Origin of the sequence: Nonomuraea polychroma (genome assembly GCF_004011505.1) — a bacterium.
GTDB classification, from domain to species: domain Bacteria; phylum Actinomycetota; class Actinomycetes; order Streptosporangiales; family Streptosporangiaceae; genus Nonomuraea; species Nonomuraea polychroma.
In genome coordinates, this window is the sequence record NZ_SAUN01000001.1 from 1,071,562 (window position 1) to 1,091,535 (window position 19,974).

Consider the following 19,974-nt stretch of genomic DNA (forward strand, 5'->3'; position numbering starts at 1 on the left):
GTCATCCCCGGGGCGTCTGGCTGCGGTAGGAGTGGCCGAGTTCCGGGCCGAGCCCGAAGTAGTGGCGGAAGTTGTAGATGAGCGGGCTCCAGGCGGCCGGGTCCACGTGGTGGGTGCCGGGCACGACGATGCGCGGGTCCGCGTGGACCTTGCCGACGACGGCCTCGGCGATGACGAACCCGCCCGCGACGCCCGGCCGTACCCGTTCGGCGCGGGCCTCCAGTTGGAGGGGGCACTCGGCGACCCGCGGCGGCCGTACGGTGTCGGACGGCTCGGCGCGCAACCCGGCCGCGCCGAACTTGTCCGGCTCGAAGCGGCAGCCGTGCGGCTTGGTCGCGGGCACGGGATGGCGGCCGGTGAGGGGCGCCAGCCGCTCGACCGCCGCCCACTGGTGCGGCGCGGGCAGGTTGATCACCAGCTCGGGGCGGCGCGCGAGGTTGAACGCGGTCTGGCCCTCCGCGCCCAGCCCGAGCACGATCACCTGGCCGAGCGCCCACGCCGAGGAGATCGGGGCGAGATTGGCCGATCCGTCGTCGTTCTCGGTCGACAGCAGCACGACCGGGGTGCCGAAGTACAGGATGGCGGGCTCGATGGCCACATGAGCTGCGTTCATGGACCGGAGCCTAGGAAGCGGACGTTCAAACGGCGGTCGAAGGGTCGCGCGCCGGCGGAGTGAGGCCGAGTGAGGCGATCAGGGCGATCATGTCGGCGCTCCGGAGGCTCCCGTGGCCACCGGGTACGACGTCGTGGAGTTCGCCGGAAACCGCATCCGCAGGGTAACCGGCTTCTTCGTTTGACCTGTCTTCGCCGCGCACCCGTTGGGCCGCGCCGAGTTGCCCTGCGATGTGTCAATGGCGCGGAGTCGGGACCGGGAGGCCGTCAAGGGGGTTGGACGGAAAGTCGACACAAGATCGACGGACCGAAAACTTCGCCAAACAAGCGCGAAGGTTTCGGTCAGCGGGCGGGAGGTGCGGTGCTGCCCCGGACGACCAGTTCGGTGCCGAGCTCGACCCGGCTCTGCGCCAGCGGCTCTCCTCGGGCGAGGGTCATCAGCATGGTGGCGGCCGCGGCGGCCATCTCGGTGAGTGGCTGGCGGATGGTGGTCAGCGGAGGGATGGTCCACCGCATCGGAGGCAGGTCGTCGAAGCCGATCACGCTCAGCTCGTCGGGGATGCGCAGCCCCAGGTCATAGGCCGCCCGGTAGACCCCCATGGCCTCGCCGTCGTTGCAGGTGAAGATGGCGGTCGGCGGGTCGGGCAGGCGCAGCAGCCGGTGGGCCTGCGCCAGGCCGCCCTCGACGAGGTAGTCGCCCGGGCAGATCAGGTCCGGGTCGACGGGCACGCCGGCGGTGTCCAGCGCGGCCCGGTAGCCGTCCAGCCTGGCCCGGCTGGACAAGGCGTAGTCGGGGCCGGTGATGATCCCGATGCGGCGGTGCCCGAGCTCCAGCAGGTGGCGGGTGGCCCAGAGCCCGCCGCTCCAGTTGCTCGCGCCCACCGACGGCACGCGCTGGCCCGGGTCCCCGCTGGGGTCGAGCATCACGAGGGGGATGCCCCGGGTGGCGAGCTGGTCGCGCTGCTCGTCGGTCAGGCTGGAGAACACGGCGATCACCCCGGTCGGGCGGCGGCCCAGCACGTCTTGGATCCAGCCGCGGCCGGGAACGTGGCGGTGTTGCAGCTCCGACACCACCACGGCCAGGTGGTGCTCGCGCGCCACCTGCTCGACGCCCTTGATGATCTCTATCGGGTAGTCGCCCTCCAGCGCGTGGAAGACCAGCTCGATCAGGGGGGCCGGGCTGACGCGCCGCCGCTGCCTGCGGTAGCCGTGCTCGCGGATGAGGCGCTCGATGGCGGCGCGGGTCTCCGGCGCCACCTCCGACCGGCCGTTGACCACTTTGGAGACCGTCGCCGTCGACACCCCGGCAAGCTCGGCCAGCTGCGCGATGGTCAGCGGCTGGGCAGGGGGGCCGTCGGATGCCGTCGGCTCCTGGGTCGCGGTCATGGCGGCAGTCTAACGACAAGGTTTCGGCAGTTTGACCCGACCGTTTCGACGATCTTGCGTGACGATTCTTGACGGGTTTCGAGAAGCGCACCTAGAGTCCCGATTTAACGATCGGAGCATCTTCCGAAAGTTTCTGGAAATCGTCCGCCAAGCTCGACGTTGCATGACGCCTCCGCGCGCCGACAGTCCGTTCCACCCCCTGAGCAAAAGAGATCGCAGTGAAGCTTCGTATCGCAGCACCGCTCGTCGCCATCGCCTTGACCACGGCCGCCTGTGGAGGCGGCGGTGGCACCTCGGCCCAGCCGTCGGGTGACGGCAAGTCGTTCGAGTTCTGGTCGTTCACCGGGATCGACCAGAAGAAGTCGGTCGACAGGTACCAGAAGGAGAACCCGGGTGTGCAGGTCAAGCTGACCGAGGTGGGGGGCTCCACGGAGACGGCACAGGCCCTGACCACGGCGCTGGCCGGTGGCAAGGTGCCGGACCTCGTCCTCATCCAGGGTGACGACCTGCCGAAGTTCGTGCAGCAGCCGCAGAACTTCCACGACCTGCGGCAGTTCGGCGCCGACAAGATCAAGGGCGACTACCTGGACTGGGTGATCAGCCAGAGCACCGCCAAGGGCGGCGAGATCATCGGCATTCCGACTGACGTGGGCGGCATGGCGGTGGCGTACCGCACGGACCTGTTCAAGGAGGCCGGGCTGCCGACGGACCGGGAGGAGGTGGGCAAGCTCTGGCCGACGTGGGACGCCTTCATCGAGACGGGCAGGAAGTACACCGCGGCCACCGGGAAGGCGTTCGTCGACAACGCCGCCACCAGCGTGTTCTACCAGGCGGTCAACCAGGGGCCGATGAAGTACTACGACCCCTCGGGCAACGTCGTCTACAGCACAAGCCCCCAGGTCAAGACCGCCTTCGACCTGGCGATCAAGGCGGCGCAGGCCGGGATCACGGCCAAGCAGAGCTCGTTCTCCGACGGCTGGAGCGCGGGCCTGGGCAAGGGCCAGTTCGCGGTGGTCTCCGCGCCGGCGTGGCTGCTGGGACAGATCGAGCGGAACGCCCCCGACACCAAGGGCAAGTGGGACATCGCCGCCATTCCCGGCGGGGCCGGCAACTGGGGCGGCAGCTACCTGGCCATCCCCAAGGGCGCCAAGAACCCCAAGGCTGCCTGGGACTACATCACCAAGACACAGTCGCCGCAGAGTCAGCTGGAGCACTTCGTCGACTCCGGATCGCTGCCCACCACCCCGTCGGTCTACAAGGACCCGAAGCTGACCGGGCACAAGGACTCGTTCTTCTCCGACGCGCCGACCGGGACGATCTACACCAACTCGCTGCTCGGGCTCAAGCCGTTCCACGTCGGCACGGACAGCGCCGCCATCGGTCAGGAGTTCCTGAACGCGCTCGAGAACGTGGAGCAGGGCAAGGGCGACGCCGCCAAGGCATGGGACGCGGCGCTGGCCAACATCAAGACCGCCATCGGTAAGTAGGACCGGCGTGACGACGACTCTCAGCACGTCGCGGGCGGCCAGTACGCCGCCCGCGGTCCCCACCCGGGTCCGGCAGAGCATCCGCGAGCGCGTCGCCCCGTACGCCTACGTCGCGCCGTTCTTCCTGATCTTCGCGGTGTTCGGCCTGGTGCCGCTGCTGTTCACGTTCTACGTGGCGCTGTTCGACTGGAACCCGATCGGCGAGCGCGTCTTCATCGGCCTGGACAACTTCACCCGCCTGCTCGACGACGCCCGGTTCTGGAACGCCGCCTGGAACACCATCAGCATCTGGCTGCTGTCGACCGTGCCGCAGCTGCTGCTGGCGCTGGGCCTGGCGCACCTGCTCAACCAGGCCCGGCTGCGGCTCGCGGTGTTCTTCCGGATGTCGATGCTGGTGCCGTACATCACCTCGGTCGCGGCCACCGCCATCGTCTTCGCCCAGATGTTCGACCGCGACTACGGCCTGCTCAACTGGATGCTCGGGCTTGTGGGGGTGGAGCCGATCGACTTCAAGCAGTCGGTGTGGGGCAGCCACCTGCTCATCGCGGCGATGGTCACCTGGCGCTGGTTCGGCTACACGACCCTGCTGTATCTGGCCTCGCTGCAGGCGATCCCGCGCTCGCTGTACGAGGCCGCCGCGGTCGACGGCGCGGGCGGCTGGAAGCAGTTCCGCCACATCTCCATCCCGTCCCTGCGGCCGGTCATCGTGTTCACGATCGTGACCTCCACGATCGGCGGGCTGCAGATCTTCACCGAGCCGCTGCTCATCTCGCGGGTCTCGGCGGTGACCTGCGGGCCGGTCCGCCAGTGCCAGACGCTCACACTCTTCCTGTACGAGCAGGGCTTCGGCCAGTTCCAGTTCGGCTACGGCGCCGCCATCGGCGTGGCCCTGTTCCTGCTGATCATCGTGATGGCCACGATCAACTACGTCCTGTCCACCCGCACCCGCTCGGAGCGATCATGAACCATCGGATCCGCTGGTGGACCTACCTCCTGCTGGGGCTGGCGGTCTTCGCCTGCCTGTTCCCGCTGTACTGGATGTTCGTGGTGGCCTCGACCGACTCGGCGACCGCCAGGCAGATGCCGCCCGAGATCCTGCCCGGCGGGAACTTCTTCCACCTGGCCGGGCTGGTGTTCGCGACGGTGCCGTTCCTGCGTTCGATCGTCAACAGCCTGATCGTCGCGGGAACGATCGGCATCGGCCATGCGGTGCTGTGCTCGCTGGCCGGCTTCGCCTTCGCCAAACTGCGCTTCCCCGGCCGGAACGTGCTGTTCCTGATCGTCGTGCTGACCATGACCGTGCCGACGCAGCTCGGGGTCATCCCGCAGTACATGATCATCTCCAGTCTGAACTGGGTGGACACCCTGCAGGCGCTCATCGTGCCCGGCCTGGCCAGCGCGTTCGGCATCTTCTGGATGCGCCAGCACATCGGCGCCACGATCAGCGACGAGATCCTCCAGGCCGCCCGCATCGACGGGGCCACCACCTGGCAGATCTTCTGGCGGATCGCGTTCCCGCTGGTCCGGCCGGCCGCGTTCGTGCTCGGCCTGCTCGGCTTCGTCACCGCGTGGAACGACTTCCTGTGGCCGTTCATCGTGCTGAAGTCACCGGAGATGTACACCACGCAGATCGCCATCAAGGCCCTGCAGAACAGCTTCGACATCGACCTCGGCCTGGCCATGTCCGGCTCGTTCCTGGCCACGCTGCCGCTGCTCGTGCTGTTCGTCTTCGTCGGCCGGCGGATGGTGGCCGGGATCATGGACGGCGCCTTCAAGGGATGACAACTAAAGGCGGGTCGCGGCTCGGGCTCGTGACCCGCCCTACCATGTGACCGTGAGCCCAAGCCCTCGATCCGCGCCCAGCATCCGGGACGTCGCCGCCGCCGCGGGGGTCTCCTACCAGACCGTCTCCCGCGTGCTCAACGACTCCCCACGGGTGCGGCCGGAAACACGCACCGCCGTCCTGGCGGCCATCGAGCGGCTCGGCTTCCGGCCCAGCCGGGCGGCTCGCGCCCTGAGCCTCGGCCGCGCCCTCGGCATCACCGTCGTCACGTCCAACACCGTGCTGTACGGCTACGCCACCACCTTGCGGGGACTCGAGGAGGCCGCCCGCACTGAGGGCCTGGCCATGGGCATCAGGGTCGTGGAGTCGGCCGCGTCCGCCGAGGTGAAGCAGACCGTGGACTACGTCAGCGACGCCAGTGCGGGCGGCGTGGTGGTGATCGCGTGGGACCCGATGGGCATCGCGGTGCTGGAGGCGCTGCCGAAGGACGTCCCCGCCGTCGCCGTGGCCGAGCCGGCCGCCCCCGACCGGGGCCGGGTCGCGATCGCGCTGGACGAGCGCCGGGCCGCCGCCGACGCCACCCGGCACCTCCTGGAGCTCGGCCATCGCACCGTCCACCACGTGGCGATCCCGTCCGAGGGCGGACCGGGCGGCCGGCTCGCGGGCTGGCAGGACGCGCTCGTGCAGGCGGGGGCGGAGGTTCCCGAGGTGCTGGGCTGCGGGTGGGACATCGAGTCCGCCTACGCGGCGGGGCGGCGGCTGGCCGCCGAGCCGGAGGTCACCGCGATCCTGTGCGGCAACGACGACATCGCCCAGGGGGTTCGGCGCGCTCTGTACGACGCGGGCAAGGACGTGCCCGGTGACGTGAGCATCGTCGGGTTCGACGACATCCCGGGCTCGGCGTACTCGACCCCCGCCCTGACCACGGTGCGGATGGACTTCGCCGGCCTGGGCCGGGCCTGCTTCCACGCGGCCGTGGCCGAGCTGACCGGCCAGGCGCAGCCCGTGCCCGTCCTCGTGCCGCCGGCGCTCGTGGTGCGCGAGTCGACCGCGCCGCCGCCCCGTTCCTGAAATCGGCGCGTAACAATCCCGCAAACAGGCTTCTCTTCTGGTGATGTGACCGCTCACACTAACGCCTACGAGTGATGTGACCGGTCACAACTAGCGTTGCCGCAGTACCTGAGGAGAGATCTTGAAGCCTGCTGACGTTGCCCAGACCCTGCGCTGGGGCCATGCCGGCCTCGACGCCGTCGTGGAGATCCACCCGGATCGCCCGGTGGCGCTGCGCGCGTTGTCGGCCGGCCCGGCCGGCGCGCCAGTGCAGGTGTCGCAGCCGCTGGTGGAGGTGCTGGTGCCGGGTGAGGGCCGGGCCCGCGCCTCGCAGCGGCTGTCGGAGACGGCGGTGGGCTCCCGGCTGCGGTACGCGGGCTCCGACCAGTCGAGCGACGGCGCATGGCGCGAGCTGCGTGTGCGGTTGCGGGACGAGACGTCGGGCCTCGGCGCCGAGCTGACGATGCGCTCGCTGGAGGGCGTGGCCGCGGTCCAGACCCGGGTCAAGGTGACCAACCACGGGGACAAGCCGGTGTTGCTGCTGGCCGTCACGTCGTTCGCGGCCGGCTTCCTCGGGCGGCCGGTGAGCGAGCTCGACGTGTTGCGGGCCAGCAGCGAATGGCTGGGGGAGAGCCGCTGGTCCCGGCGCCGGTTGAGCGAGCACGTCCCCGACCTCGGCCTGGCCGGGCACGGCCAGCACGGACGCGGCGTGTTCACCCTGACCAGCACCGGAACCTGGTCCAGCGGGGAGCACGTGCCGATGGGCGGGCTGACCGACCGCCGCACCGGCCAGACCTGGTTGTGGCAGATCGAGCACAACGGCCCGTGGCGGTGGGAGACCGGCGAACGGATGGACGGCGTGTACGTCGCCCTGTCCGGGCCGACCGACGTGGACCACCAGTGGAGCGAGCTGCTCGCGCCCGGCGAGTCGTTCACCACCGTGCCCGTCTCGGTCGCCGTCTCGGACGACGGCGTGGAGGGCGCGGCGGCGGCCCTGACCGCGCACCGGCGAGCGCTGCTGCGCCCGCATCCCGACCGGGCCACGCTGCCGGTGGTGTTCAACGACTACATGAACACGCTGATGGGCGACCCCACGACGGACAAGTTGCTGCCGCTGATCGACGCCGCCGCGGCGGCCGGTGCGGAGGTCTTCTGCGTCGACGCGGGCTGGTACGACGACGGCGGCGACTGGTGGGACAGCGTCGGCGAGTGGCAGCCCTCCCAGACCCGCTTCCCCAACGGCCTGCAAGAAGTGCTGGCCCACATCGCCGGTCGCGGCCTGACCCCCGGCCTGTGGCTGGAGCCCGAGGTGATCGGCGTACGCAGCCCGATGGCCGACAAGCTGCCCGCCGAGGCGTTCCTGCAGCGCGGCGGCGAGCGCGTCGCCGAGCACGGCCGCTACCACCTGGACCTGCGCCACCCCGCCGCCGTCGCGCACCTGGACCAGGTGGTGGACCGGCTGGTGGAAGAGCTGGGCGTCGGCTACTTCAAGCTGGACTACAACATCAACCCCGGCGCCGGCACCGACCGGGACGCCACCAGCGTCGGCGCGGGGCTGCTCGCCCACAACCGGGCCCACCTGGCCTGGCTGGAGGGAGTCCTGGGCCGGCACCCGCACCTGGTGCTGGAGAACTGCGGCTCCGGCGCGATGCGCATGGACTACGCGCTGCTGACCCGCATGCAGCTGCAGTCCACCAGCGACCAGCAGGACTTCCTGCGCTACCCGCCGATCGCGGTGGCCGCGCCGCTGTCGCTGCTGCCCGAGCAGGCCGCCAACTGGGCCTACCCCCAGCCCGAGATGGCGGACGAGGAGATCGCCTTCACCCTGGTCACGGGCATTCTGGGCCGTCTCTACCTGTCCGGCAACCTGCATAGGATGACCCCGCAGCAGTTCGCGCTGGTCAAGGAGGGTGTCCGGCTCCACCAGAGCCTCCGCCCGGACCTGATCCGAGCCACGCCGTGCTGGCCGCTCGGCCTGCCCGGCTGGAACGACCCCTGGCTCGCCCTCGGCCTGCGTGCCGAGGACAGCACCCACCTGGGGATCTGGCGCCGGCCCGGCGCCATAGACACCACCGTGCTCTCCCTGCCCCACCTGTCGGGCCGGGACCTGAGCGTGGAGGTCGCCTACCCCGCGGCGGCGAACGGCTGGACGCACACGTGGAACCCGCGGACCGCCGAGCTCACCGTCACCGCCACGTGCCCCGCCCCCACCGCCCGAATCCTCCGGCTCCGCCCTCTCTGACCCGCAAAGGAGCTCACCGTGAGACTCGCAGCCATCACCGCGGTCGCGGCCGCGGCCGCCCTGGCCCTCACCGCCTGCAGCGATCCCGCTGCCGGCCCGGCGACGTCCGCCGACGCAGGGGCCGCCCCGGCGGCCTGGCCGTCCCCCACCGCCCGCCTGGACGGCGTCACGCTCACCATCTGGGCCGCCCAGAACAGCAACACCGTGCCCAAGGCCGTGACCGACGCCTTCACCCAGGCCACCGGGGCCAAGGTCGAGGTCGTCACCATCCCGGACCCGTACGAGCAGGGCGTGCAGACCAAGGTGGCCACCGGCGACAAGCCGGACCTGGCCTTCTGGCAGCCCACCGCCTCCATGCTGACCGCGCTCAACGCCCGCACCAACCTCCAGCCGCTCGACGGCGCGCCGTGGGTGCCGACCATGGCGCCGGAGCTGCGTGACATCACGGGCCTGCTGGACAAGACCCGCTACGCGGCGCTGATCACCAGCCCGGCCGTCGAAGGCGTCTACTACAACAAGGAGGTCTTCGCGGCCAACGGCATCACCGAGACGCCGAAGAGCTTCGACGAGCTGGTCGAGGTCGGGCGCAAGCTCAAGGGCAAGGGCGTCACCCCGTTCTTCGAGATGGCCGGCGACAAGTGGGCCACGCAATGGTGGGTGCAGGTGCAGCTCGCCGACGCCGCCAAGAGCGGCCTGTGGGACCGGGTCAACACCGGCAAGGAGACGTTCGAGGACAAGACGATCCTGGACGCGATCAAGAAGTACAAGGCGCTGATCGACGAGGGGCTGTTCAACTCCGACATCAAGACCGCGAAGTTCGAGGACCAGGGCGAGGCGCTGCTGTCCGGCAAGGCCGCCATGGCCATGCAGGTCAACTCGTTCTTCGGTCAGCTGCAGGCCAAGGCCGACACGGCCGAGCTGGACAAGAAGATCGGCTTCTTCCCGATCTCGCCGTCCGGCAACGTGGGCACGTTCATCCCCGACCAGTCGAACGCGCTGGTCGCCTTCCGCACCGGCGACGCCAAGCGGGAGGCCGCCGCGCGGCAGCTGCTCGCGTACTGGATGGGCCCCGGCTACCAGGGCTTCGTCGCGGACAGGAAGACCGTGTCGCTGCGCAGCGACGTGCCCACCCCAGCCGGGGTGCCGCAGGCGCTGCTGGACGTGCACAATTCGGTCGGCACCTCGGTCGGGTCGATGCAGGCGCTGGCCGTGGCCAACCCCGACCTGTACCTGAACCTGGCCGACATGATCACCGGTAGCCTGACGCCCGAGCAGGTGGCCGCCGCCACCCAGAAGCAGTTCGCGCAGCTCGCCAAGGCGGCCGGGGCCTCCGGCTTCTGACCCACGTACGCCCGGCGGGAGGCCGATCGGCCTCCCGCCCTCCCTTCTAGGAGGCGCCTCGTGCCCACCGGTCAGGAGACGCTCACGCTCCCCGTCGCCCGCCGCCGCACCCCCGCGGCGGCCGCCAGGCGTCAGAACCACCCGATGTGGTTCCTCATCCCGGCGTTCGCGATCCTTTTCGTCTTCTTCTTCCTGCCGACCGTCTTCAACTTCATCTACGCCTTCACCGACTGGTCCAGCTTCAAGAGCGACATCCGGCCCGTCGGCTTCGACAACTTCAGCTATCTGCTGTCGGACGGCACGATGTTCAGCGCGCTGCGCATCACCGTCATCTACGCCGCCCTCGTCGCCCTCTTCCAGAACCTGTTCGGGTTCGGCCTGGCCGTGCTGCTGGAGAAGGACACCTGGCTCAACCGCGCCGCGCGCCTGATCTTCGTCATCCCCGTGCTGATGTCCGCCCTGGCCGTCGGGTACGTCTTCCAGGCCCTGCTCAAGCCGGACGGCAGCCTCAACGACCTGCTGTCGGCGCTGACCGGTCAGCAGGTGAGCATCGCCTGGCTGGGCAGCACCACCTGGACCCTCGTGCTGGCCGCGGTCATCCACGCCTGGAAGTGGATGGGCCTGTCCATGCTCATCTACCTGGCCGGTCTCAAGACCATCCCCGAGGACGTCACCGAGGCCGCCCGCATCGACGGCGCCTCCGGCTGGCAGGCGTTCTGGTCGGTCCGCTTCCCGCTGCTGGCCCCGGCCGTCACCTTCAACGTCGCCACCTCGCTGCTCGGCTCCATGAACGGCTTCGACATCGTCCAGGCGCTCACCGGCGGCGGGCCCGCGCGCAGCACCGAGATCCTGAACATCTTCATCTACCGCACGTTCGGCCAGGGACTGTTCGCCCAGGCCACGACCATGAGCCTGGTGCTGTTCCTCATGGTCGCCCTGCTGGCGTTCCCCGTCATCCGGATCCTGCGTAAGAGGGAGGAGATCCTGTGACAGTTCAGGCCTTTGGCAGCAAGGTGCGCCGCCGCGTGCCCGCGCCGGGCTCGCGCGGGATCGCCGCCCGGCTGCGTCCCTTCGCCGTCGTCGTACTCGTCGCCCTCGTGATGGGCGTGCCGTTGTGGCTGGTCGTCGTCACCGCCGGCAAGTCGCAGGGCGAGGCCCTGTCGCCGGACCTGTCCCTGCCGTCGCGCTGGCAGCTGTGGGACAACCTCGCCCAGGTCTGGCAGCAGGGCGAGGTCCCCGCCGCGTTCTTCGGCAGCCTGCTCGTCGTCGCGCCGTCCGTGGCGCTGGTGCTGACGCTCGGCTCGATGGCCTCCTGGGTCCTCGCCCGCCGCACCACCAGGCTCAACGCCGTGCTGTACGCGCTGGCGATCAGCGGCATCGTGCTGCCGCCCGCCGTCGTCACCATCGTTCTCCTGCTGCGCCAGCTCGGCCTGGCCGGCAGCGCGGTCGGCATGATCGGCGTCTACGCCGGCATCTACATGTCCACCGTGATCTTCTTCGTCACCGGTTTCGTCCGCACCGTGCCGCTGTCGCTGGAGGAGGCCGCCCGCATGGACGGCGCGGGGCCCGTGCGGGTGTTCGTGTCGGTCATCCTGCCGCTGCTGCGGCCGGTGCTGGCCACCGCGACCATCCTCATCTGCCTGTACGTGTGGAACGACGTCTTCTACGCCTTCTTCGTCGTCGGCGGCCGGCTCGACACGCTGCCGCTGAACCTGTTCCAGGTCGCCAACGCCGGGCTCTACCTCAACAACTGGCACCTGATCTTCGCGTACATCATCCTGATGAGCCTGCCGCTGCTGGTGGTCTTCGCGGTCGCGCAGCGGAAGATCATCTCCGGGATCACGGGCGGGGCGGTGAAGTAGTCACGCCATCCACAGGCTGACGGCCAGGCCGAAGCCGGCCAGGGCGATCGCGAAGCGCAGCGGGCGCTCCGGCAGCCGCCGGACGACCTTCGGCCCGAGCCAGCTGCCCACCAGGCACCCGCACGACAGCGCGCCGGCGGCCAGCCAGTGAACCGGGGCCAGGAACGCGTACGCGACGGCGGCCGTGATGTTGGCCGCGCCGGTCGCCATGTTCTTGACCGCGTTGGTGACCGGCAGGGGCTCGGTGACGCTGGCGCAGAGCACGGCGAGCATGATGACGCCGGAGGCCGCGCCGAAGTAGCCGCCGTACACGCCGACCAGGGCCACCGCCACGGCCACCGGCAGGAAGGACGCGGTCTTGGGCGCCCGCGCGTCGGCCAGGCGCCGCAGCGGGTCCCTGGCCAGCAGCAGCGCCGAGCCGAACGCGATGAGCAACGGCGCGGCGAACTCGAACGCCTTGGCCGGGGTGGCCAGCAGCAGCCAGGCCCCGGCCGTGCCGCCCACCGCGGCCACGGCGACCAGCTTGGCGACGCGCCGGCCGTGGCCGCGCAGCTCCTGCCGGGAGCCCGCGGCGGTGCCGACGGTGGTGGAGAACATCGCCACGGTGTTGGTGACGTTGGCGACGACAGGCGGCAGGCCGAAGGCGAGCAGCGCCGGATAGCTGACCAGCGAGGCGAGCCCGCCGATGGAGCCGGCCAGGCCGGAGCCCAGTCCGGCGGCGATCAGCAGGGCCACGGAGAGCAGATCCAACCGTCAGACCCACCCGGGTGCGGACAGATCGATCGGCGCCATCCGCTCGATGGCCAGCCTGACCTTCTCCATCGCCTCGACGATCTCCCGCTCCCGCTCGTCGGTCATGCTGGCGATGGGCACCGAGCAGCTGATCGCGTCCGTCGCGGGGGAGCTGTAGCGCAGCGCGAAGCCGAAGCATTTCAGGCCGGCGTAGTTCTCCTCGTTGTCGATGGCGTAGCCGCGCTCGCGGGTCAGCTCCAGATCGCGCCGCAGCTCGTCCTTGTCCACGAGGGTGTTGGGGGTCAGCGGCACGATCGGCTGCGGGATCGGCACCTCGTCCGGGGTGCCGAGCCGCTCGGCCAGCAGCGACTTGCCCATGGCGGTGCTGAAGGCGGGCAGCCGGCGGCCCACGCGGCTGAACGGTCGCACGTAGCGGCTCGACTCCTTGGTGGCCAGGTAGACGATGTAGGTGCGGTCCAGGCGGCCGAAGTGAATGGTCTCGTCCAGCTTGGCACTGAGGTCGTTGATGTGCGGCTGGGCGATGCGCAGGTACGGGTCGGTGTCGAGGTAGGTGGTGCCGGCCAGCAGGGCGCGGATGCCGATGCTGTAGAGGCTGCCGGTCTCGTCGGTGCGCACCCAGCCGTGCTCCACGAGGGTGCGGATCAGCGCGTACAGGCTGCTGCGGGGGGCGCCCAGGGCCTCGCTCAGCTCACGCAGGCGGGCGGGGCGGTTCTGGCGGGAGGCCAGAAGTTCGAGGAGCTCGATGGTCCGCGCTGCGGACTTGACGCTGCGCACCCCGCTCTCGGGATGGGTCATTGCACCTCACAAGAGTCTGCACGCCTGGGTCAAAGTGTTGACACATTACCAAAATGGAGCTTAACTGCCAGCCACATGCTCAGCAATCTACATATGGAGACAGCTTGCCTGCCACGTATACGACCGAGGAGATATCCGAACGGCTGCGCCGGGGGATGGACACGGGCGTGCTGTCGTTCCCGCTGACTGCCTTTGACTCCGACGGGTGCGTCGATCTGGACGGATTCAGGGCGCATGTGCGGGGGCAGGTCGCGGCGGGTCCCGGCGCGGTGTTCCCGTGCTGCGGGACCGGTGAGTTCTTCTCGCTCGCCGAGGACGAGTACGCCAGTTTGATCAAGGCTGCGGTCGAGGAGGCGGACGGCGCGGTGCCGGTGGTCGCGGGCGCGGGCTACGGCTGGGCCCAGGCCGCCAGGTTCGCCGCCGCCGCCGAGCGGGCCGGGGCCGACGCCCTGCTCCTGCTGCCGCCGTACCTGGCCGAGACCCCGCAGCGGGGACTGGTCGAGCACGTGCGCCGCGTCGCCGCGAGCACCGCGCTGCCGATCATCATCTACCAGCGTGCCCAGGTCAGGATCGACGTCGCCACCGTGCCGGCCCTCGCCGAGATCCCGAACGTGATAGGCGTCAAGGACGGCCACTCCGACCTCGACCGGCTGCAGCGCATCAAGCTCGCCGCCCCCGGCGACTGGCTGTTCTTCAACGGCGCGGCCACCGCCGAGATGCAGGCGCGGGCCTACTGCGGCATCGGCGTGCCGGCCTACTCCTCGGCGGTGCACGCCTTCGCCCCGGAGATCGCCGGCGCCTTCTTCCGCGCGCTGCACGCCGGTGACGACGCGCGCGTCGACCGGCTGCTCAAGGAGTTCTACGTTCCGCTGGTAGAGCTGCGCGACCAGGGCAGTGGTTACGCGGTCTCCCTGGTCAAGGCCGGGGCCCGGCTACGCGGTGCGAACGTCGGCTCCGTACGCGCCCCGCTGACCGACCCCACCCCCGAGCACCTGCGGACCCTCGAAGGCCTGCTGAGCACCGGACTCGCCCTCGCCGCCGCCTAGAAGGAATCCCCACATGTCACGAATCATCCGGGCGACCGTCACGCCCATCCTGATCAGCGACCCGCCGCTGCTCAACGTGCTCGGCGTGCACCAGCCGTACACCCCGCGCACGATCGTCGAGATCGAGACCGACGACGGCGTCACCGGCATCGGCGAGACCTACGGCGACACCGACTACCTGGACGTCGCCCGCAAGCTCGCCGACGCCCTCCCCGGCCGCGACCTGACCGCCATGAACGGCCTGTACGCCCTGGCGTCCGCCACGCTGAGCGGAGCCACGGACAAGGTCAAGGAGTTCGACCCGGCCGGTCTGCGCGGCACCCGCAACAACGAGAAGCTGATCCGCAGCGTCGTCTCCGCCTTCGAGGTGGCGAGCCTCGACGCGCTCGGCAAGACGACCGGTCTGCCGGTGCACTGCCTGCTCGGCGGCAAGGTACGCGACCGCGTCGACTACAGCGGCTACCTGTTCTACCGCTGGGCCGAGCACCCCGACGGCGAGGCCCCCGACGACTGGGGCGCCGCCCTCGACCCCGACGGCGTCGTCCGGCAGGCCCAGCGCTTCGCCGACGACTACGGCTTCACCTCCTTCAAGCTCAAGGGCGGCGTGTTCGAGCCCGAGCAGGAGATCGCCGCCATCAAGGCGCTGGCCAAGGCGTTCCCCGGCTACCCGCTGCGGCTGGACCCCAACGGCGGCTGGTCGGTCGAGGCAAGCGTGCGGGTGGCCGAGGAGGTCGGCGACCTGCTGGAGTACATGGAGGACCCGACCGCGGGCGTGGACGGCATGGCCGAAGTGCGCAAGCGCACCGGCGCGGTGCTGGCCACCAACATGTGCGTCACCACGTTCGCCGAGGTGCCGGAGGCGTTCGCCAAGGACGCCGTCCAGGTCGTGCTGTCGGACCACCACTACTGGGGCGGCCTGCAGGCCACCCGTGAGCTGGCGGCGCTGTGCCGCACGTACGGCGTGGGCCTGTCCATGCACTCCAACACCCACCTCGGGATCAGCCTGGCGGCGATGACCCACGTCGCCAGCGTCATCCCCCACCTGAGCTACGCCTGCGACAGCCACCGGCCCTGGCAGACCGAGGACGTCATCACCGAGCCGCACCGCTTCGTCGGCGGTGCGCTCGAGGTGAGCGACGCGCCCGGCCTCGGCGTCGAGCTCGACAGGGACGCGCTGGCCGCGCTGCACGAACGCTGGCTGACCCGCCCCGACATGCGTGACCGCGACGACGTCGCCGCCATGCGCAAAGTCCACCCCGACTGGGTCCAGCCCTCACTTCCTCGCTGGTGAAAACCCCTCCTCCCCCTGGTAAAACGGAGAATTTCCTATGAGAATCGGCGTACTTCTGGCCGCCGTCGCGCTGGCCGCCTCCGCCTGCTCCGTGCAGGGCGGCAGCGCTGACAAGAGCGCCGCCGCGTCCGGCTACCCCAACAAGCCCGTCGAGTTCACCGTGCCGACGGACCCCGGCGGCAGCACCGACCTGCTCACCCGCGCCCTCGCCAAGAGCATCGAGCAGCCGCTCGGCGCCAAGGCCGTGGTCGTGAACAAGCCGGGCGCCAACGGCAAGATCGCTGGTAAGGACGTGTTCGGCAGCAAGCCGGACGGTTACCGCGTCGCGGTGATGCCGCAGTCGCTCTTCGCCATCGGGCCGCTCATGCTCAACGACGCCGACCCGGTCAAGCTCACCGACATGACCTTCATCAAGGGCCTGGCGGTCGAGGACTACGTCCTGGTGGTGCCCGCCGACTCCACGTACAAGACGCTCAAGGACCTGGTCGAGGCCCCCAGCGTCAAGTACGGCACCACCGGCCCCGGCACCGGCAGCCAGCTGTCGCAGACCCTGCTGTTCGGCCTGGCCAAGACGAACGCCGCCCCCGTGCCCTTCGACGGCGGCGCGCCGACCGTGACCGCGGTGCTCGGCGGGAAGGTCGACGCCGCGTCCGTGCAGATCGCCGAGGGCTTCAAGCAGGTCCAGGCCGGCAAGATGCGGGCGCTGGCGGTCTTCTCCGACAAGCGTCTCGAGGCCATGCCCGAGGTGCCGACCGCCAAGGAGTCCGGCTACGACGTCGTGGTGGACCAGCGCAGGTTCGTGGCCGGACCGGCCGGGCTGCCCGCCGAGGTGCGCGACAAGCTGGCCGCGGCCATCGACAAGGCCATCGCCTCGCCCGAGTACAACGAGATCCTGAAGGCCAACTACATCGGCCGCTGGGACGCCAACGGCGAGCAGGTCGGCACCCAGCTGAACGAGAGCCTGCAGCGGTTCGACAAGCTGGCCAAGGACCTCGGCATCGACCTCAAGGCGCAGCAGCAGTGAGTTACGAGCGTCGGCTGAACGTCGTCGCCGCCCTGGTGCCGCTGGTCATCGGCGTGGTGGCCGCGATCATGTCGTGGAGTCTGGGGGTCGGCAGCCTGTCGGCCCCCGGGCCCGGCATGTGGCCGCTGGTGGTCAGCGTCGCCATGGTGATCGTCGCCGCGGTGCTGGTGCTTCAGTCGCGGCCGCGCGGTGACGAGGAACGTTTCACCAAGGATGTCGTGACGGTCGCCATCGCGGCCGCCTCGCTGATCGGGTACGCGTTCCTGTTCGAGCTCGTCGGCTTCGAGGTGCCCACCATCGCGCTGCTCGTGCTGTGGCTCAAGGGGCTCGGCCGGGAGAGCTGGCGGATGACCGCGGTGGTCTCGGTCGTCGCGACGGCGGCGCTCTACCTGCTGTTCATCACAGGGCTCGGGGTGTCCTTGCCCCACATCATCCAACTGTGAGACTGGACATGGACTTCCTCTCCCCGGTGATCGACGGCTTCGGCGTGGTCTTCCAGCCGGAGAACCTCTTCTACTGCCTGCTCGGGGTCACCCTCGGCATGCTGATCGGGGTTCTGCCCGGCCTCGGGCCGGCGGCCACCATCGCGGTGCTGCTGCCGATCACGTACAACATCGAGCCGACCGCGGCCATCATCATGCTCGCGGGCATCTTCTACGGCGCCCAGTACGGCGGCACCATCACCTCGGTGTTGTTGCGGCTGCCCGGCGAGGCGTCCAGCGTGGTCACCGCCATCGACGGGCACGCGCTGGCCCGGCAGGGCCGGGCCGGCTCGGCACTCGGCATCGCCGCCATCGGCTCCTTCATCGGCGGCACGGTCGCGATCATCGGCCTGACGTTCGTGGCGCCGCTGGTGGCCGGCTTCGCCCTGGACTTCGGCCCGTCGGAGTACACCGCGCTGGCGCTGCTCGGCATCCTGCTGATCACCACGCTGGGCACCGGTTCGCCGCTCAAGAGCATCCTCATGGCCACGGTCGGGCTGTTGCTGGCGACCGTCGGGCAGGACCCGCTGGAAGGCGTCTCGCGCCTGACCCTCGGCGTGGACCAGCTGCTCGACGGGATCGACTTCGTCATCGTCGCCATGGGCCTGTTCGGCGTCGGCGAGATCCTCTACAACCTGGAGTCGCTGCGCCGGCCCGCGGAGCCGGCCGCCGCCGTCGGCTCGGTCTACCCCTCCCGCGCGGAGCTCGGCCAGTCCAAGGGCGCGATCACCCGCGGCTCGTTCCTCGGCTTCCTGCTCGGCATCCTGCCGGGCGGCGGCGCGACGATGTCGTCCATGGTCGCCTACGCCGTGGAGAAGCGGGCGAGCAAGGAGCCGGAGAAGTTCGGCAAGGGCGCCATCCAGGGCGTGGCCGGGCCGGAGACCGCCAACAACGCCGCCGCGACCTCGTCGTTCATCCCGCTGCTGACACTGGGCATCCCGGCGAACGCCACCATGGCCATCATGTTCGGGGCGCTGCTCATCCAGGGCATCACGCCCGGCCCGATGCTGGTGGAGGAGAAGCCCGACCTGTTCTGGGGCGTGGTCAACTCCATGTACGTCGGCAACCTGCTGCTGCTGGTCATGAGCATGCCGCTGATCGGCCTGTTCGTACGCATCCTGCGGGTGCGGCAGGCGATCCTGGCCCCGCTGACGATCCTCGTCACCATGATCGGCGTGTACACGGTCAGGATGAGCGTCTTCGACATGTTCCTCATGGTCGGTCTCGGGGTGCTCGGCTACCTGATGAAGAAGGCCGGCTACGAGCCGGGGCCGCTCGTGCTGGCGTTCGTGCTCGGCAGCCTGCTGGAGTCGTCGTTCCGCCGGTCGATGCGCATCTTCGGCGGCGACGTGACCGGGTTCCTCACCCAGCCCATCACCGCCACCCTGCTCGCCGTGATCGTCCTGATCATCGTCGTGCCCCCCGTCCTGCGCCTGACCAAGCGCAAGGACCCGTCCCGAGAGAAGGTGGAAGCATGACCGTCGTCGCCGGATACGTCCCCACGCCGCTCGGGCAGGCCGTCCTCGCCGAGGCGCTGGCCGAGGCCGAGCTCAGGAAGGCCCGGCTCGTGGTGGTGAACGTCTCCCGCCCCGGCTCGTACGTCGATCCCGACACCGCGGACGTGGCCGACCTCGAACAGCGGGTGGGCGACGGGCACGAGGTGCGGCAGGTGCAGGACACCGACCCGGCCGCCGCCGTGCTCGACGTGGCGCAGCAGGAGTCGGCGAGCCTCGTCGTGATCGGGGTGCCGCGCCGCTCCCCGGTCGGCAAGCTCATCATGGGCAGCACGGCCCAGCGCATCCTGCTGGACTCGCCCTGCCCCGTGCTGGCGGTCAAGGAGTCTTGAGGGTCATTTCCAGCACGTCGGCCAGCTGCCGCGGAGTGGGCAGGATGCGCAGCGCCTCGTCGATCTCGCGTTCCGCCCACTCGCGGTGGCGCGGCTCGGCCTCCGGGTCGATGGCGACGCGCGACTGGACCAGCAGGAAGTTGACCCGGGAGGCGACCAGCATCGAGAAGTCCGCCGGCTCGGAGATGCGCCCGGGGCCGTCCGCGCGTACGTAGGCCTCGTACATGCCGCGCATGGCGTCGAGGTCGGCGACCGAGTTGTCGCAGAACCAGTCGAACAGCGCCCGGGCCAGCTCCCGGCCCGGCGCGGCCGGCCCGAGGTTGTCCCAGTCGACGACCACCAGCCCGCCGGCGGGATCTGCCAGGACGTTCTCGGGGTGGAGGTCGCGGTGGCAGACGATCAGGCCGGCGGGATCGGCCGGCGCGACCGCGGCACACAATTCGGGCAGGATGGCCAGCCGGTCGGCCAGCCGCGCCGCCCACGACGCGCCCGAGGCCGACACCTTCGCCCACGCGTGGGTGGCGGGGACCCGGTCGTACCAGGGGTCAGGCGGGCGGCCGTCCGGCTCCGAAGCCATGGCGGGGGCGCACCGGTGCAAGCGTGCCAGCAGCGCCCCCAGCTCCGCCGGCGTGGCCTGCGCCGTCAGCTCGACCGGCCGCAGGTCGGCCCAGTCGTACAGGCGCAGCCAGGTCCCGTCGGGCGTGGTGAGCAGATAGCGTCCGTCGCGGTCGGCGTGGCTGGCCGGCAGCCGCACCCCGGCCGCGGCGGCCTGCCGTGCGAACGCCAGCTCCGCCGCTATCAAACCCTCCGACGGCGGCTCGGCGAAGATCTCCTTCAGCGCGTAGCGCGCCGGCCCGGCCTCCAGCCGCCAGATCTGCCCCAGCGCGCCGCGCGGCCCCTGGAACGCCACCACGTCCTCGTCCCACCCGAAGGCTTCGCGCACGTACGCCACGAGATCCACACGACCCAGTATG

The 19,974-nt window shown here is 70.3% G+C and carries 19 protein-coding genes; 14 read left to right on the forward strand and 5 right to left on the reverse strand.

What is annotated here, in order from left to right:
- Window position 1: 1 nt before the first annotated feature.
- Together EDD27_RS04765 and EDD27_RS04770 are read right to left on the reverse strand one after the other, a co-directional pair.
- Window positions 2–613 (reverse strand): flavin reductase family protein, encoded by a 612-nt coding sequence (locus EDD27_RS04765; RefSeq protein WP_127931260.1) that lies wholly within the window; start codon window positions 611–613, stop codon window positions 2–4.
- A gap of 341 nt (window positions 614–954) precedes the next feature.
- The gene (locus EDD27_RS04770; protein WP_127931261.1) at window positions 955–1,998 is read right to left on the reverse strand and encodes a LacI family DNA-binding transcriptional regulator; all 1,044 of its coding nucleotides are present in this window, start codon (window positions 1,996–1,998) and stop codon (window positions 955–957) included.
- 218 nt (window positions 1,999–2,216) lie between these two features.
- Between EDD27_RS04770 and EDD27_RS04775 the strand changes: the two genes are divergently transcribed.
- The 8 genes from EDD27_RS04775 to EDD27_RS04810 all read left to right on the forward strand — a co-directional run bounded on the left by EDD27_RS04775 (window position 2,217) and on the right by EDD27_RS04810 (window position 11,763).
- Window positions 2,217–3,485: an ABC transporter substrate-binding protein gene (locus EDD27_RS04775; protein WP_127931262.1), complete on the forward strand. Its 1,269-nt coding sequence runs from the start codon at window positions 2,217–2,219 to the stop codon at window positions 3,483–3,485.
- A 7-nt stretch (window positions 3,486–3,492) separates the two neighbouring features.
- Complete coding sequence (locus EDD27_RS04780) at window positions 3,493–4,449, forward strand: carbohydrate ABC transporter permease (protein ID WP_127931263.1); 957 nt, start codon at window positions 3,493–3,495, stop codon at window positions 4,447–4,449.
- Complete coding sequence (locus EDD27_RS04785; RefSeq protein WP_127931264.1) at window positions 4,446–5,267, forward strand: carbohydrate ABC transporter permease; 822 nt, start codon at window positions 4,446–4,448, stop codon at window positions 5,265–5,267. The genes EDD27_RS04780 and EDD27_RS04785 overlap by 4 nt, the downstream gene beginning before the upstream one ends.
- A 52-nt stretch (window positions 5,268–5,319) precedes the next feature.
- Window positions 5,320–6,339 (forward strand): LacI family DNA-binding transcriptional regulator, encoded by a 1,020-nt coding sequence (locus EDD27_RS04790; protein WP_164903479.1) that lies wholly within the window; start codon window positions 5,320–5,322, stop codon window positions 6,337–6,339.
- A 121-nt stretch (window positions 6,340–6,460) separates the two neighbouring features.
- Window positions 6,461–8,560 (forward strand): alpha-galactosidase, encoded by a 2,100-nt coding sequence (locus EDD27_RS04795; RefSeq protein WP_164903480.1) that lies wholly within the window; start codon window positions 6,461–6,463, stop codon window positions 8,558–8,560.
- Window positions 8,561–8,578: 18 nt separating this feature from the next.
- Window positions 8,579–9,901, forward strand: coding sequence for an ABC transporter substrate-binding protein (locus EDD27_RS04800; protein ID WP_127931266.1), 1,323 nt, complete (start codon window positions 8,579–8,581; stop codon window positions 9,899–9,901).
- A 60-nt stretch (window positions 9,902–9,961) separates the two neighbouring features.
- Window positions 9,962–10,891 carry a carbohydrate ABC transporter permease gene (locus EDD27_RS04805; protein WP_206641246.1) on the forward strand — a complete coding sequence of 310 codons (930 nt, stop codon included), beginning with the start codon at window positions 9,962–9,964 and terminating at the stop codon, window positions 10,889–10,891.
- Window positions 10,888–11,763: a carbohydrate ABC transporter permease gene (locus EDD27_RS04810; RefSeq protein ID WP_206641247.1), complete on the forward strand. Its 876-nt coding sequence runs from the start codon at window positions 10,888–10,890 to the stop codon at window positions 11,761–11,763. The genes EDD27_RS04805 and EDD27_RS04810 overlap by 4 nt, the downstream gene beginning before the upstream one ends.
- Here EDD27_RS04810 and EDD27_RS04815 read toward each other — a convergent pair whose 3' ends face one another.
- The gene (locus tag EDD27_RS04815) at window positions 11,764–12,513 is read right to left on the reverse strand and encodes a sulfite exporter TauE/SafE family protein (protein ID WP_127931267.1); all 750 of its coding nucleotides are present in this window, start codon (window positions 12,511–12,513) and stop codon (window positions 11,764–11,766) included.
- A 3-nt stretch (window positions 12,514–12,516) separates the two neighbouring features.
- The gene (locus EDD27_RS04820; protein ID WP_127931268.1) at window positions 12,517–13,311 is read right to left on the reverse strand and encodes an IclR family transcriptional regulator; all 795 of its coding nucleotides are present in this window, start codon (window positions 13,309–13,311) and stop codon (window positions 12,517–12,519) included.
- Between the two features lie 104 nt (window positions 13,312–13,415).
- On the opposite strand from EDD27_RS04820, the gene EDD27_RS04825 reads away from it, so the two are divergent.
- From EDD27_RS04825 to EDD27_RS04850, 6 genes are read left to right on the forward strand one after another with little or no spacing between them, the layout of a single operon-like run.
- Window positions 13,416–14,357 carry a 5-dehydro-4-deoxyglucarate dehydratase gene (locus tag EDD27_RS04825; protein ID WP_277750691.1) on the forward strand — a complete coding sequence of 314 codons (942 nt, stop codon included), beginning with the start codon at window positions 13,416–13,418 and terminating at the stop codon, window positions 14,355–14,357.
- A 13-nt stretch (window positions 14,358–14,370) separates the two neighbouring features.
- Window positions 14,371–15,648: an enolase C-terminal domain-like protein gene (locus tag EDD27_RS04830; RefSeq protein WP_127931270.1), complete on the forward strand. Its 1,278-nt coding sequence runs from the start codon at window positions 14,371–14,373 to the stop codon at window positions 15,646–15,648.
- Between the two features lie 37 nt (window positions 15,649–15,685).
- Window positions 15,686–16,672, forward strand: coding sequence for a Bug family tripartite tricarboxylate transporter substrate binding protein (locus EDD27_RS04835; RefSeq protein ID WP_127931271.1), 987 nt, complete (start codon window positions 15,686–15,688; stop codon window positions 16,670–16,672).
- On the forward strand, window positions 16,669–17,115 hold the full coding sequence (locus EDD27_RS04840; protein ID WP_127931272.1) for a tripartite tricarboxylate transporter TctB family protein: 447 nt from the start codon (window positions 16,669–16,671) through the stop codon (window positions 17,113–17,115). Before EDD27_RS04835 ends, EDD27_RS04840 begins: the two co-directional genes overlap by 4 nt.
- Window positions 17,112–18,632 carry a tripartite tricarboxylate transporter permease gene (locus EDD27_RS04845; protein WP_338324632.1) on the forward strand — a complete coding sequence of 507 codons (1,521 nt, stop codon included), beginning with the start codon at window positions 17,112–17,114 and terminating at the stop codon, window positions 18,630–18,632. The genes EDD27_RS04840 and EDD27_RS04845 overlap by 4 nt, the downstream gene beginning before the upstream one ends.
- Complete coding sequence (locus EDD27_RS04850) at window positions 18,629–19,000, forward strand: universal stress protein (protein ID WP_127931273.1); 372 nt, start codon at window positions 18,629–18,631, stop codon at window positions 18,998–19,000. The genes EDD27_RS04845 and EDD27_RS04850 overlap by 4 nt, the downstream gene beginning before the upstream one ends.
- Here the strand turns inward: EDD27_RS04850 and EDD27_RS04855 are convergent.
- Entirely contained in the window at window positions 18,987–19,961 is a 975-nt protein-coding gene (locus EDD27_RS04855) for a phosphotransferase enzyme family protein (RefSeq protein WP_164903481.1), read from the reverse strand. The genes EDD27_RS04850 and EDD27_RS04855 overlap by 14 nt on opposite strands.
- Window positions 19,962–19,974 lie beyond the last annotated feature (13 nt).

Excerpts from the sequence above, each read along its gene's own strand:
- EDD27_RS04765 (WP_127931260.1), bottom strand. The coding sequence starts at position 613 with ATGAACGCAGCTCATGTGGCCATCGAGCCCGCCATCCTGTACTTCGGC.
- EDD27_RS04770 (WP_127931261.1), bottom strand. The coding sequence starts at position 1,998 with ATGACCGCGACCCAGGAGCCGACGGCATCCGACGGCCCCCCTGCCCAG.
- EDD27_RS04785 (WP_127931264.1), top strand. The coding sequence starts at position 4,446 with ATGAACCATCGGATCCGCTGGTGGACCTACCTCCTGCTGGGGCTGGCG.
- EDD27_RS04820 (WP_127931268.1), bottom strand. The coding sequence starts at position 13,311 with ATGACCCATCCCGAGAGCGGGGTGCGCAGCGTCAAGTCCGCAGCGCGG.
- EDD27_RS04830 (WP_127931270.1), top strand. The coding sequence starts at position 14,371 with ATGTCACGAATCATCCGGGCGACCGTCACGCCCATCCTGATCAGCGAC.
- EDD27_RS04835 (WP_127931271.1), top strand. The coding sequence starts at position 15,686 with ATGAGAATCGGCGTACTTCTGGCCGCCGTCGCGCTGGCCGCCTCCGCC.
- EDD27_RS04850 (WP_127931273.1), top strand. The coding sequence starts at position 18,629 with ATGACCGTCGTCGCCGGATACGTCCCCACGCCGCTCGGGCAGGCCGTC.